This is a genomic window from Sediminibacterium sp., assembly GCF_051861365.1.
Taxonomy (GTDB): domain Bacteria; phylum Bacteroidota; class Bacteroidia; order Chitinophagales; family Chitinophagaceae; genus Sediminibacterium.
In genome coordinates, this window is sequence record NZ_JBHYCW010000004.1 from 55092 (window position 1) to 67831 (window position 12740).

Sequence of the window (12740 nt, forward strand, 5' to 3'; positions counted from 1 at the left end):
CAAGGCTTTTGTTTGTCCTTTCTATGAGCCGATCATCAACTCGTTGTTTGTTTATCACATAATCCTTCATCGAGTACTAAAATCAGCGTATTTTCAAATTGCATGAAACTCTTTTTGCTTGCCATTATCTATATAGGCTTGTTATTTGCCGGTAAACCTGTGTTCGCTCAGGAAGAGTTTATTATGCCTGAAGCCAGCCTGTTGACCCGTTTTCCTTTTACCCAGTTGAGTGGGGGTATTGTCATCATCAAAGCAAGAATCGATAACTACCCTGACAGCCTGAATTTTGTATTCGATACAGGAAGTGGGGGCATTTCTCTGGATTCAATGACCGTGAATTATCTCGGGATGACGAAAACCATGAGTGACCGTACCATCCGTGGTATTGCAGGAATTAAAACGGTAGAATTTGCATATAACCATACGCTGAAACTGCCCGGCCTAGAGGTAGACAAACTCGATTTCCATATCAATGATTATGATTTGTTGACCAGTGTATATGGGTTGAAAATTGATGGGATCATTGGATTCAGTTTTTTGAGGAGATTTATTGTACATATTGATTACGACAAGCAGGTGATAGAAGTATATACACCCGGTAGATTCAAATACCCCAAAGGGGGATACTTACTTCGTCCGGATTTTTCAACCCTTCCCTTGCAATTGGCTTCTGTGAAAGATGAGCGGCAGGTGATGGGTAGATTTATTTTTGATACAGGTGCCGGACTCACTTTTTTGTTGTCGAAAGAATTTGTGGAAGACAGTGTGATCTTTAAACGGAAAAGGAAATTTTACCCCACACAGGCTGAGGGCTTGGGTGGAAAGAAAATGATGGATATTACCGTGGCATCAGAAATCAGAATTGGGCCTTATAAGTTTCGAAATGTACCGATCCATGTTTTTGATGATGAGTTCAATGTAACGTCATATCCAATGTTAGGTGGATTGATTGGTAATGATATCATGCGTCGCTTTAATGTGATCCTGAATTATCCGGAAAGATCTATCCATATCAAACCCAATAATCATTTCCAGGAAAATTTTGATTATGCATACACCGGATTGGGTATTTATTTGATTGATGGTGAGATCAGGGTGATTGATATTATTAAAGGCTCACCGGGTGATAAAGCCGGATTTCAGCCGGGTGATATTATTTTCTCTGTTGAAAACAACTACACCAAAAATATCCAGACATACAAAACTTTGTTCCAAAACTCAATCGGTAAGGTAAAAGTGATCATTTTCCGCGATCAGAAACCATTGATATTGACCATTAATATCAAAGACATTCGTCGTAACCGATAAGCAGTATTCCGTGTTTCGGAATCGCCATGATTTGATTTCACTTAATTTCGCCTTTTAAGCTGAACTATGATAACATTTGAAAGATTTGTGCTGGATAACGGATTGAAAGTATTGGTACATGAAGATCATTCTACCCCGATGGCTGTTGTTAATATTATGTATGATGTAGGGGCTAGAGATGAAAATCCCGATAAAACAGGCTTTGCACATTTGTTTGAACACCTGATGTTCGGGGGTAGTATCAATATTCCTGATTATGATGAACCATTGCAAAGAGCAGGCGGAGAAAACAACGCCTATACGACCAATGATCTCACCAACTATTATTGTCAGATACCTGCTGAAAATATTGAAACTGCTTTCTGGCTGGAAAGTGATCGTATGCTGAGCTTGGCTTTCAGTAAAAAAAGCCTGGAAGTACAACGCAAAGTAGTCTGCGAAGAATTCAAAGAACACTACCTAAATAAGCCTTATGGTGATGTATGGCATCAAATGCGTGAGCTCGCCTATACAAAACATCCTTATCGCTGGATGACCATCGGAAAAGAATTGAGTCATGTTGAGAACGCTCATATCGATGATGTAAAACAATTCTTTTTCAAACATTATCGTCCGGTGAATGCCATTTTAGTGGTGGCCGGACATGTTACTGTTGAACAAGTAAAGCGATTGGCTGAAAAATGGTTTGGGGATATACCGATGGGAGATCCATATGTACGAAACCTGCCAAAGGAACCGCCACAGACAGAAAAACGTGTAAAGGAAGTACATGCTGCTGTGCCATTGGATGCATTGATCAAGACCTGGCATATGGATGCACGTTTGGATAAAGGATATTATGTAGCAGATATGATCACCGAGATATTGGGAGGAGGAGGGTCTTCCAGATTGTATCAGAAATTGGTGAAAGAAAAACAGTATTTCTCAAATCTGGATTGTTATCATTTTGGAAGTATCGATTCCGGATTGCTTACGGTGGAAGGTAAATTGGTGAAAGGAGTGAAAATGGAAGATGCAGTAACTGCAATAGATGAAGAGATACAAAAATTAACTACTTCACTCATTGAAGAACCGGAATTACAAAAGATCAAGAATAAAACAGAGAGTGTCATTGCATTTGAAGATATGAGCATCATGAGTAGGGCGAATAGTCTGGCCATGTATGAGCTATTGGGTGATGCCTCTATGATGAATACAGAGTTACAGAAGTACCAGGATATCACAGTACAAGATATTCAAGAGTATAGTCAACAAATATTTCAACCCCACAACAGTAATACGTTGTTGTATTTTGCCAACTGATCATTTAGTTGAATAGTAAAGAAGATATGATAAATAGAACCGTAGCGCCACCGATTACAGACGCAGTAGCTTTTGATCTTCGCCTGAAACCTTGCGATCGTTATACTTTGGATAATCAAGTGCCCGTATTTGCTATCAATGCCGGTGCACAGGAGGTAGTGATGATTGAATGGGTGTTTTATGCAGGAAACTGGTATGAGTCGAAAAATATCATTGCAGGTACCACCAACTTCCTGTTGAAGAATGGAACCAAACAACGCAATGCCTATTCCATCAATGAATATTTTGAATTTTATGGTGCGTACCTCAACAGAAGTTGTTACAATGAAACGGCTACGATAACACTACATTGTTTAAGTAAACATGTGGCTGAATTGTTGCCGGTTGTGGCAGAACTGCTCACAGAAAGTATTTTTCCTGAACAGGAATTGGCAATATATAAACAGAATCAAAAGCAAAGACTGGAAGTCAACTTAAAGAAATGTGATTTTGTTTCCAATAGATTGATTGATGAGTATGTGTATGGATTTCATCATCCCTATGGCAAATACACATCCACATTAGATTATGATGCAGTAGAGCGAACTGAACTTGAAAAGTTTTTCAATCGGTTTTATCAGCAGGGTACATGTAGGGTATTTGCAGCAGGGAAATTACCAACTGATTTGGATCAGCAACTTAATCGGGTATTTGGGTCATTGCCACTTAATAGTGCCGCTCTACCTGAGATCAACTATTCCTTGAATCCTGCTACAGAAAAAAAATATAGGATTATCAATGACAAAGAAGGTGTACAAGGAGCTATCAGAATTGCACAGCCCTTCTTCAACAGACATCATCCTGATTTTCCGAAAGTGCAGGTACTGAATAATATTTTTGGAGGGTTTTTTGGCTCAAGACTCATGAGTAATATTCGGGAAGACAAAGGATATACCTATGGTATCCATAGTTATTTGCAAAATCATATACACCATAGTGCCTGGATGATTAGTACGGAGGCCGGCAGAGATGTTTGTGAAGCAACAATTACCGAAGTGTACAAAGAAATGGAATTATTGCGACAGGAACCGGTAGAACAAGAGGAATTGGATCTGGTGAAAAACTATATGATCGGTTCATTATTGGGCGATCTCGATGGTCCGTTTCAAATCATCGGTCGCTGGAAAACCTATATCCTGAATGGGTTAGATGAACAATATTTCTATAATAGCATTGATACCATTCGAAAGGTAACAGCAGATGATCTGCAAACCTTAGCACAACAGCATTTGAATCCTGAGAAGTTTTATGAATTGGTGGTGGTTTAAATGGTAGTGTTGCATAGCTGCTGTTAAAATTCTATGTATACATGGACTTCAGAGAAATAAATACTATTTTGTTTCTTCTGAATGCATGAATCATGGGACGATTTTTTACAAAAACCATTGCCAGTACATTGGCAATCTTATTAGCAGCTTATATTTTGAAAGGGATTGATGTGGCAGACCCATTGACCGCCATGATTGTGGCAGTGGTGCTAGGCTTGCTCAATAGTTTTATTAAACCGGTCCTGATTCTGCTGACGATTCCTATTACGGTGATTACACTTGGGTTATTTCTATTCGTCATCAATATCATCATTGTAAACTGGGCGGCGACACTGGTGCCGGGTTTTACAGTGGATGGATGGGTATCTGCTCTATTCTTTAGTTTACTCGTATCATTTGTTACTTCCATCATCGAAGCTATTCTCGGTAAAGGAGGAGAGCAAACTGAAAGCTAAAATACTGCGTTACCTCTTTTTCTCCCGTTCTGCGGTTAAAAAGATTCAACCGCAGACAAGAGAGGCAGAGGATTCACAGCGTGATATTTATAAGGAACTAATCAATGCTTTTACTTTCTCACTGATCAAATCTCTGATCTCATTAAACTCTTTTGGCTCTAGATGTTTCGGATCCGGAATTTGCCAGTCGATGAATTGCTTGGCGGGCATCCATGGGCAAGCATCGCCGCAACCCATGGTTACTACTGCATCAAAGGGAGCAAAAGCTTCTACTTCTTGCAACGATTTGCTGTCGTGTGTACTAAGGTCATAACCCAATTCTTTCATAGCAGCAATGGCTTTGGGGTTTACGATGCCACTGGGTTTGCTACCCGCGCTATAAGCTTCTACATGTGAACCGCCATGAATAATGGCAAAAGCCTGACTCATTTGACTACGGTTACTGTTTTCTACACAAACAAATAGGAGTTTCTTTTTTTCAGACATAGATCTTGAATTGAATTATGAACAACATCCCGGAGCGCAGCATGCTGCTGCTTCTTCGGTCAATGGTTTTTCTGCGTATACTGTTATGCTGTAAATACCGGCATTGCTGTTTCTGAATGATTGAATTTCTTCAGCAGAAAAATAATTACGAAGAATATCATCCGGTAATAAAATGCTTTTTTCTTTTTGTACGGTAATGTTTTTGAAACCGGTAGCCTGAATCAGTTCAAGGTATACTTCTTTCTGAATAGCCCCAGATACACAACCGGCATACATTTCTGCAGCTTCTCTCAGTTTAGCAGGTAATTCTCCTTCTAATACAATATCAGAAATACTGAAATGTCCACCGGGTTTTAAAACACGGTATACTTCTTTCAATACATTGAATTTATTGGGAACCAGATTCAATACACAATTGCTCACTACAACATCAGCAACATTGGCGGATACCGGCATTTGCTCAATATCTCCAAAGCGAAATTCAACATTGTTGAATCCGAGTTTCTCGGCATTGGCTCTTGCTTTGTCGATCATGCGCTCTGTAAAATCAATACCAATTACTTTACCATTCTCACCGGTAATAGCACGTGCTACAAAACAATCATTGCCTGCGCCACTTCCCAAATCAATGACGGTATCACCCTTTTTGATTTTAGCGAATTCGGTTGGCAAGCCACAACCCAATCCTAAATCAGCATCCGGATTGTACCCTTGCAAACGTGTGTAATCGTCTGCCATAATATTGTATACTTCGGTGCTGCAGCCACCTGCACCACAGCAGGAAGCAGCATTGTTCTCGCGCGACTGGTCAGCTATTTCACCATATTTTTCTTTTACCAGTGCTTTTAATGCGGTTTCTGTTTGCATGTTCTTTGTTTTATTGTTATGAATAGCTGTTCGTGGTCACTATTGTATGCGATCGATCACTCGCACACAGTGATGACAACTAACAGCAGGATTTCGTATGCTGATCTTTTAGTTTATGGAACAGTCCGGTAAACTCTGCATTGAATTTCTCAAATGCTTTCCAGTTGATGCAATAGCAACTGCGTGGACCATCAACAGATCCATCAATGAGTCCGGCTTCTTTCAATTCTTTTAAATGTTGTGAAACGGTAGACTGGGCCAATGGTAATACTTCAACGATCTCACCACAAATACATTCATTCTTTTGTGCCAGCACTTTGAGTATGGCTATGCGTGCAGGATGTGCAATGGCTTTTGCAAAAGCTGCCAGGTCTTGTTCTTTCTTTGAAAATGCTTCTGTTTTAGGTGTTGCCATTTTATTATCGTTTTTATACGATAATACAAAATAAAGGGTTTTTCCCATTCATCGTACAAAAACGATAAATTATTTTTTAAAGCTAGAATTGTATATAAACTGGGTTACTACTGTTCAGCCGGTATCCAGTTCAATGGAAAGGAGTGGAATGGTGGTACTATAACCGGTATGCCCATTTCAATTATTATAAAAAAAGTGTATTTTTATAAGTGAAATCAGGATCAAAATGCGAAAAGAAAAACTTCTTATTATCTTTTTTATTTTAGGCTTTTTATTATCTATGAGTGGAGCTATCATGAAAATTATGCATTTTGATGAGTCTCCCTTGATTTTAATGGGGGGCCTTATTTCAATAGCAGCTTTTATTTTTATGAGCTTAAGTGAAATTCTACCCTCAGATCGTATCGGCGGAAATGAAAAATTCATGTGGGTAATAGGCTTTCTTTTCATGAACATTTTAGCTGGTATTTTATATTTCATCTATAGAAGAAAACGTATCATTACCCCAACAGATAAATGATAAAAGAGATCTGTATTTTGTAAAATTGCAAGTATTCTTGATGTTATTTTTTGAATGTACTTCAAGAAGTTACTTGTTAAGGAAGCAATATTTTAGTATAAGATTTTTTCTTTTCTGAGAAACTTCTCCAGTAGCTTTTCAGATAGTTGGTTTGGCTTTCCATACCAAACAATATTATTTTCATCATCAATCAAAACTGTTCTGGGTAGAACCATGGTGCCTTTGTATTCAATATGTAAGCTTCTGTGTGTACTTTTTGTTTGATCACTCACAACAACAGATTCAAATTTCACTTTCTCAAGAGTTTTAAAAGTTACTTCTGGTGGCTCATAAGTAACGGAAATGAAAACTAGATTTCTGTTCGTGAATTTATTTTGTAATCTATTGAGATGTGGAACGGCTCTAAGACAAGGTTTACACCATGTTGCCCAAAATTCAACCACTTTGAATGTATGATTGAAGTTTGTATTGGCCGGCTTGTTTAAAAGATAATCGGTTATTGTTAGTTCTTTTATTTTGGTGCCGATCATTTCAGATTGCTTTTTTGTCAAATCGAATTGAGCAAACAAAATGATTGGAAACAATAAGGTCAATATCAAAAAGACTTTTCTCATATCATTGATTATCGAATATCAATTTACTAAAAAGAGGACTTTTTAATAGCGTACTACTATTATCCTATAATAGCCCATGCCCATATTTTCTCTTCAGTGGGTTCAATACCACTTCTCAGGTATCGAATCACCTAAAGGGAGTAGATAAGGAGAGGAATTTGAAATCTATTGAATTAGTGGTAAAAGTTATATGCTTGATTTGGGATGTGATTAAAATGTTCATTTAGAATAATTTTAATTGGTATTTAGGTTTGAGCGTAATACTTTTATCATGTAATCAACGGTTACATAAAAGAAAAACCCATCTATTTGGAGTAGATGGGTGTCGATGGGGAACACATTGCAGTGTTGTAGCATTATATCAGAATGGTTACTCACTTAGCACCAGTCCTCGCCGCTTTTTTACATTCAGCTATCCTTTGGTTAGAAGGCTGATGCAAATTAAATCATTAACGCCTATTATGTGAAAATAATAGGCGTTTTGTATTAACAGTTGTTGATAAGACACCCATTTTTTGTGCTAACTACAACACTATATTTGCGACCGCAAAAAATAGGATTTATTTCTTCTTTTTAATCGGCGTATTCAAAGCCAGTTTAAGTAGTTCATCAGCAGTCATATTAACCTTTAGTGGCTTTTCCTCTTTGAGGGCTTTCTTAGTCATGGCAGGGGGCTTGCCATTGATGGGCTTATTGTTTTTGTTGGGCATGGAACTAAGTTAGCGAAACTTAGCTTTTCTTAGTCAATTTAACCCATGTTAACCTTCTTTCCATATTTTGAAGGGATAAGGTAAAGCGGTCTGCATCTTTCATTTTACGGGTATTGTATCGGTAAGAACATTCATTACAATATGCTTGTAAATGCTTGAAGCTGATTTGATGCCACGTACCATGAATAGCCCTTTTCATTACTCCCCAAAAGTTTTCTACTCCGTTAGTATGTACATCATTTCTAACCCATTCTTTTTTAGCATGAAATACGGCTGCGTGTTGGTATTGTTCTAAGCCTGTACGATATATAAACGCTTCATCTGTCATTATCCTACTGCCTTCCATTACGTTATTATAAATAGCTTGTTTTATTGGGGCTGCTTTACGGTCATCAAATGCAAACACTCTTATATCTCCATCACGTTCTTTTATTCCTACTACTGCTCCCTTATTAGTGTATGGGCTTTTCTGTGCGTACTCTACTTGCTCTGGGCTTAATCCTTTATAGTCGGACTTGTATTTACGGCTCATGTATGTTTCATCTACTTCGACAGCACCCTGTAACATTTCATTACTTACATTCTTCATCATTTCTCTAATCCTGTGGATCATAAACCACGCAGTACGTTGTGTAACCCCTAAATCTCTCCCTAATTGATGTGAACTAATTCCTTTCTTATGTGCAGTAACAACATACACAGCATTTAACCATTTAGTTAAGGGTATGCGTGAACTCTCAAATATGGTTCCCACTGTTACGCTATATTTTTTACCGCATACGTCCTGACTTGCTCCACATTTAAACCTCTTGCCATTCTCTATTAAATACGTTTTATCACTATACCCACAATAAGGACATACAGGACATCCACCCCAACGCTGCTCAATCAAATAATCCCTACAATCTTTCTCCGTAGGCATTGACTGTAATAATTCATGAAGATTTTTAAACATATAAGTTATTTTTTTGTAGCTTGTTTCAAAGCAAATTTTATGGGTATAATAAAAACACCAATAGATTTTAAAGAAGAAAATGTTGCAGTCAGAATAAGTCGTTTCAATGAAACAATTATTGAAAGCAGAATAAAAGAATTAGATAGTTCGGATAACTTGTTTGTGCTTGTATATTTTGGAAACACAAAAAATACAGAGCAATTAACCGAAAACCGATTGATAACCGACTTCATGATTGTAGTGAGGGATGGGAAAACAGATGAAGCCATCATATTTGCTACAATCACAGCCGTATTATACAAGGATGAAATAATAAACGAGCCTAATGACTTATGGATATTAGTAAACAAGTGTTTTAATCTGCTAAGTGATGCAGTAAAGGAACTTGAATTAAAGGATATGAATGGTAGTGTATTAGTCATGCCACAATTTTTACTTGCTCCTGACCAATTTAAAGGATTCGTTTACCACAACTGATACAACCTTACCATCTGCTATTTCAACCTCGCAAAATAGTTGAGCATTATTTATAAAGGCTTCTGCTTCTTTCAAATCCTCTAACTCTTTATCACTCAATCCTTCTCCCTTTATATGATTTGTTGCCACTTCTCACGAAATAATACCATTCATCCTTTTGACTCGACAATGTTCTTTTATAAAACGCTGTAAATCAATATTTTATATTAAGCCTATTATTAAGCTCTGCCCATTACCTAAAAAAACTTGGTACTATGTGTTGCATAGTACCAAAAGTTTCCCCATCTTTGTGTTATGAAAGAAGGGAATCAGGGAACACCCGGAAGAACTTCAGAAAAGAAAAAATTAAAAACACTTATAAATATTAAGTCATGAAAACGCAAAACACAAACTTCTTACAACAACTGGGACAGGAACACCTGAATAACTTGGTACAAGAAGTAAAAGAAACCGTTGCTACGAATGTGAACCTTCAGAACAACAAAACAGTTTTCGGTGCCGTTGATTACTACAAGTTACAGCGCAGCCGCAGAAACAGAATTGTTAGAAGACACTTGGTTGCTTAATCAAAATTTGAATCTTTTTTAATAACGATTGTTCCATTCCCCCCGAAAGGTTTAGGAACAAACAAAAACTCCGGCTATGGATATTCAGAACACACAAAGTCAGATGCGAAAGGGTGTATTGGAGTTTTGCATTTTATCCATCATCAGGCAGGGTGAGGTTTACTCCAGTGATATCGTGGACCGAATGAAAGCTGCCAACCTGCACATTCTGGAGGGTACATTATACCCCCTTCTGACACGTTTAAAAAATTCCGGCTTACTGACCTACCGTTGGGTGGAAAGTAACAGTGGACCGCCCAGAAAATATTTCGTGATGACCGATAAAGGTTTAGAGTTCTACAATGAACTGGAAAGAACCTGGCAGGAACTGGCTGATGCAGTACACGCACTGACCATCTCCCAAACTGAAACGGCCTCCGAAAAAAATCCAACCCAACCTTAACCAACAAAACTGAACAGAAAATGAAAAAGGTAATCAATATAAACTTTCAGGGCAGGGTAATTCCCATTGAGGAGTCTGCTTATGACATGCTGAAGCAGTATGTAGAAAGTTTGCGCAAATTCTTTGCCAACGAGGAGGGTCGTGATGAGATCATCAATGATATTGAAGGTCGTATAGCCGAACTGTTTGGCGATAGCCTGAAAAAGGGTGCTACCTGCATTACCGATGATACCGTAAACGAAATCATCAAAAGCATGGGTAGACCTGAAGACTTTGAAGGCGAAGAAGGAAATGTACACGCTCAATTGGGCGGTGAAGGTGGACAGTCTGCCAATAGCGGTAGCACTGCTTCTACTGAAGCTTCTCCCAGAGGCAGATTGTATCGCGATGACAATGAAAAAATATTAGGTGGTGTCTGCGGGGGCTTGGCTAACTACCTCCGCATCGATCCAACCATTGTACGTCTGGTATTTGCACTCATTACTTTTATGGGCGGCTCAGGTATCTTGTTGTACATCTTATTATGGATCATTCTTCCGTCAAAGCCTTTAGACAATATCGTTTCTACCAAACGTTTGTACCGTAATCCGGAAGAAAAAGTAATTGCCGGTGTAGCCAGTGGTATTGCTTCTTATTTTGATATCGCTGTTTGGGTTCCAAGATTAATCTTTGCTTTCCCATTGGTAATCGGTATCATCAGCTCGATTTTCAGAGGTGTATTCTGGATGGATGATGACTTCTTCCCCGGTATCGTATTCGGCTCATTCGGTGGAACCTTATTTGTAGTGTACGCTGTATTGTGGGCGGTGATTCCGGAAGCCAAAAGTGCTTCAGAAAAATTGGAAATGCGTGGTGAGAAAGTAGATCTTAACACTATTAAGAATACGATTCAAGAAGATTTGGAAGGATTTAAAAGTCGCGCCGAAAAATGGGGCGGCGAATTCAAAGATAAAGCAACCCAGTTCGGACAAGAATTTGGTCAGACTGTAGGACAAAAAAGTCAGCAGTTTAATGCAGAAACAGGATCAGCATTGAAAAGAGGTGGTAGAAGATTAGGTGGTATCATTGCCATCTTATTCAAAGCATTCTTTTTATTCATCGCAGGTATATTGGCTTTCGCATTACTAGTTACTGTTTTAGCCTTGATGTTTGCAGGGGTTGGTGTATTCCCACTGAAGAATTTCTTCTTGGAAGGTTTCGGACAAAACTTCCTGGCATGGGCAACACTCTTATTATTCCTGGGTGTTCCGGTAGTAGCATTCATAACTTGGTTGATCCGTCGTATCATGGGTGTAAAATCCGGTAACCGTTATCTCGGATTTACTTTCGGTGGTTTATGGTTTATTGGCTTGATCTGCGGTGGTATCCTTGTCTACTCAATTGCTACCAATTTCGATGCAAGAGCTAGAGAAAAAGAGGAATTCAGTATTCAGCAGCCTTCTACCGGTAAACTCATTATCCGAGTGCCTGATACCAAAGTGAAAGTGTATGGTCGTTGGTTTAAAATGGATGGTATTGTGAGTATGAATGATGATAGTCTTTTCTTGAATAATGTAAGAGTACGTATCGTAAAAAGTCAGGATTCTGCTTATCATATCTCTGCTTTCAAATACAGCAGTGGTAAGGATGAAGGAACTGCATTGAGTAATATCAAAGAGATCTCTTATGGTATCAATCAATCTGATAGTACTATCTCACTAGATCGTGGCTTCTCTTTGAAAAAAGGAACTCGCTTCCGTAACCAGGGTGTTCAGGTAATAATTCAAGTTCCTGTTGGAAAAAGAATCCTCATCGAAAGAAATGTTTCTAGAAGATTGAATTGGTTCAGCCTAGGTTCTAACAATGATTGGGAGTGGGAAGAAGAGTGGAATAATGATTATGAAAGCTGGAGTTCTGATGTGGAATATATCATGACACCGGGCGGATTAGAAAGAGTACATAAAGAAGAGAATCGTGATAATGATAGAACTTATGGTGTAGAAGATAAATCGAAAACAATCGAACAATACAAGAAGAGCAAAGAAGAACTGCAGAAAGAATATGAGCGTAAGCAAAAAGAGGCAGAAGAACTGAAAAAAGAATTAGAAAAGCCTATTGATACCACACGCTATCGTTACAAAAAAGAAACAGTGCAAAATAGTACTGAAGTAAAAAATGTAACAGAAAACAAGTCAGAACAGCTGTTGCCAATTGAGGCATCTCGCTTACTGATGATGCAAATGGTATACTAAAGACGGTTGAAGTTGGGAAAATAAGAACCTCGTCTTGTTCTCATGATGAGGTTCTTCCCTTCTCTTTAAAATCCGCTTAACCCTT

At 38.3% G+C, this 12740-nt stretch carries 15 protein-coding genes; 9 read left to right on the top strand and 6 right to left on the bottom strand.

The genetic code is table 11. The features are described from left to right. Positions 1-102 precede the first annotated feature (102 nt). The 4 genes from ACTIEV_RS02695 (at position 103) to ACTIEV_RS02710 (ending at position 4372) form a co-directional block, all read left to right on the top strand. On the top strand, positions 103-1308 hold the full coding sequence (locus ACTIEV_RS02695) for an aspartyl protease family protein (RefSeq protein WP_439516016.1): 1206 nt from the start codon (positions 103-105) through the stop codon (positions 1306-1308). A gap of 66 nt (positions 1309-1374) precedes the next feature. Next, positions 1375-2610: a M16 family metallopeptidase gene (locus ACTIEV_RS02700; protein WP_439516017.1), complete on the top strand. Its 1236-nt coding sequence runs from the start codon at positions 1375-1377 to the stop codon at positions 2608-2610. Between the two features lie 26 nt (positions 2611-2636). Further along, the gene (locus ACTIEV_RS02705; RefSeq protein ID WP_439516018.1) at positions 2637-3917 is read left to right on the top strand and encodes a M16 family metallopeptidase; all 1281 of its coding nucleotides are present in this window, start codon (positions 2637-2639) and stop codon (positions 3915-3917) included. 92 nt (positions 3918-4009) lie between these two features. After that, positions 4010-4372, top strand: a complete 363-nt coding sequence (locus ACTIEV_RS02710; protein WP_439516019.1) for a phage holin family protein — start codon at positions 4010-4012, stop codon at positions 4370-4372. An 87-nt stretch (positions 4373-4459) separates the two neighbouring features. On the opposite strand, the gene ACTIEV_RS02715 is transcribed toward ACTIEV_RS02710, so the two are convergent. From ACTIEV_RS02715 to ACTIEV_RS02725, 3 genes are all read right to left on the bottom strand, one after another. Continuing rightward, the gene (locus ACTIEV_RS02715; RefSeq protein WP_439516020.1) at positions 4460-4858 is read right to left on the bottom strand and encodes an arsenate reductase ArsC; all 399 of its coding nucleotides are present in this window, start codon (positions 4856-4858) and stop codon (positions 4460-4462) included. A gap of 15 nt (positions 4859-4873) precedes the next feature. Further along, on the bottom strand, positions 4874-5725 hold the full coding sequence (locus ACTIEV_RS02720; protein WP_322196735.1) for an arsenite methyltransferase: 852 nt from the start codon (positions 5723-5725) through the stop codon (positions 4874-4876). A 79-nt stretch (positions 5726-5804) separates the two neighbouring features. Beyond that, complete coding sequence (locus ACTIEV_RS02725) at positions 5805-6188, bottom strand: ArsR/SmtB family transcription factor (protein WP_439516021.1); 384 nt, start codon at positions 6186-6188, stop codon at positions 5805-5807. A 178-nt stretch (positions 6189-6366) separates the two neighbouring features. On the opposite strand from ACTIEV_RS02725, the gene ACTIEV_RS02730 reads away from it, so the two are divergent. Next, positions 6367-6660, top strand: coding sequence for a hypothetical protein (locus tag ACTIEV_RS02730; RefSeq protein WP_322196736.1), 294 nt, complete (start codon positions 6367-6369; stop codon positions 6658-6660). Between the two features lie 92 nt (positions 6661-6752). Here the strand turns inward: ACTIEV_RS02730 and ACTIEV_RS02735 are convergent, their stop codons facing one another. From ACTIEV_RS02735 to ACTIEV_RS02745, 3 genes are all read right to left on the bottom strand, one after another. Continuing rightward, positions 6753-7274, bottom strand: coding sequence for a TlpA family protein disulfide reductase (locus ACTIEV_RS02735; protein WP_322196737.1), 522 nt, complete (start codon positions 7272-7274; stop codon positions 6753-6755). Between the two features lie 560 nt (positions 7275-7834). Beyond that, positions 7835-7984, bottom strand: coding sequence for a hypothetical protein (locus ACTIEV_RS02740; RefSeq protein ID WP_322196738.1), 150 nt, complete (start codon positions 7982-7984; stop codon positions 7835-7837). A gap of 19 nt (positions 7985-8003) precedes the next feature. Then, positions 8004-8939, bottom strand: coding sequence for an IS1595 family transposase (locus tag ACTIEV_RS02745; RefSeq protein ID WP_322196739.1), 936 nt, complete (start codon positions 8937-8939; stop codon positions 8004-8006). A 39-nt stretch (positions 8940-8978) separates the two neighbouring features. Here ACTIEV_RS02745 and ACTIEV_RS02750 point away from each other — a divergent pair, with 39 nt between their 5' ends. The 4 genes from ACTIEV_RS02750 to ACTIEV_RS02765 all read left to right on the top strand — a co-directional run bounded on the left by ACTIEV_RS02750 (position 8979) and on the right by ACTIEV_RS02765 (position 12655). Beyond that, positions 8979-9416, top strand: a complete 438-nt coding sequence (locus ACTIEV_RS02750) for a hypothetical protein (RefSeq protein WP_322196740.1) — start codon at positions 8979-8981, stop codon at positions 9414-9416. A 371-nt stretch (positions 9417-9787) separates the two neighbouring features. Then, positions 9788-9982, top strand: a complete 195-nt coding sequence (locus ACTIEV_RS02755) for a hypothetical protein (protein WP_250686694.1) — start codon at positions 9788-9790, stop codon at positions 9980-9982. Between the two features lie 76 nt (positions 9983-10058). Next, positions 10059-10424, top strand: coding sequence for a PadR family transcriptional regulator (locus ACTIEV_RS02760; protein WP_439516022.1), 366 nt, complete (start codon positions 10059-10061; stop codon positions 10422-10424). A 20-nt stretch (positions 10425-10444) separates the two neighbouring features. Next, positions 10445-12655 carry a PspC domain-containing protein gene (locus ACTIEV_RS02765; RefSeq protein WP_439516023.1) on the top strand — a complete coding sequence of 737 codons (2211 nt, stop codon included), beginning with the start codon at positions 10445-10447 and terminating at the stop codon, positions 12653-12655. The last annotated feature ends 85 nt before the right edge of the window (positions 12656-12740 follow it).

Bases quoted from the DNA above. Each gene is read 5' to 3' on its own strand.
- ACTIEV_RS02710 (WP_439516019.1), top strand. From the start codon at position 4,010: ATGGGACGATTTTTTACAAAAACCATTGCCAGTACATTGGCAATCTTA.
- ACTIEV_RS02760 (WP_439516022.1), top strand. From the start codon at position 10,059: ATGGATATTCAGAACACACAAAGTCAGATGCGAAAGGGTGTATTGGAG.
- ACTIEV_RS02765 (WP_439516023.1), top strand. From the start codon at position 10,445: ATGAAAAAGGTAATCAATATAAACTTTCAGGGCAGGGTAATTCCCATT.
- ACTIEV_RS02740 (WP_322196738.1), bottom strand. From the start codon at position 7,984: ATGCCCAACAAAAACAATAAGCCCATCAATGGCAAGCCCCCTGCCATG.
- ACTIEV_RS02730 (WP_322196736.1), top strand. From the start codon at position 6,367: ATGCGAAAAGAAAAACTTCTTATTATCTTTTTTATTTTAGGCTTTTTA.
- ACTIEV_RS02695 (WP_439516016.1), top strand. From the start codon at position 103: ATGAAACTCTTTTTGCTTGCCATTATCTATATAGGCTTGTTATTTGCC.
- ACTIEV_RS02720 (WP_322196735.1), bottom strand. From the start codon at position 5,725: ATGCAAACAGAAACCGCATTAAAAGCACTGGTAAAAGAAAAATATGGT.
- ACTIEV_RS02750 (WP_322196740.1), top strand. From the start codon at position 8,979: ATGGGTATAATAAAAACACCAATAGATTTTAAAGAAGAAAATGTTGCA.
- ACTIEV_RS02745 (WP_322196739.1), bottom strand. From the start codon at position 8,939: ATGTTTAAAAATCTTCATGAATTATTACAGTCAATGCCTACGGAGAAA.
- ACTIEV_RS02715 (WP_439516020.1), bottom strand. From the start codon at position 4,858: ATGTCTGAAAAAAAGAAACTCCTATTTGTTTGTGTAGAAAACAGTAAC.
- ACTIEV_RS02725 (WP_439516021.1), bottom strand. From the start codon at position 6,188: ATGGGAAAAACCCTTTATTTTGTATTATCGTATAAAAACGATAATAAA.
- ACTIEV_RS02705 (WP_439516018.1), top strand. From the start codon at position 2,637: ATGATAAATAGAACCGTAGCGCCACCGATTACAGACGCAGTAGCTTTT.
- ACTIEV_RS02755 (WP_250686694.1), top strand. From the start codon at position 9,788: ATGAAAACGCAAAACACAAACTTCTTACAACAACTGGGACAGGAACAC.
- ACTIEV_RS02700 (WP_439516017.1), top strand. From the start codon at position 1,375: ATGATAACATTTGAAAGATTTGTGCTGGATAACGGATTGAAAGTATTG.
- ACTIEV_RS02735 (WP_322196737.1), bottom strand. From the start codon at position 7,274: ATGAGAAAAGTCTTTTTGATATTGACCTTATTGTTTCCAATCATTTTG.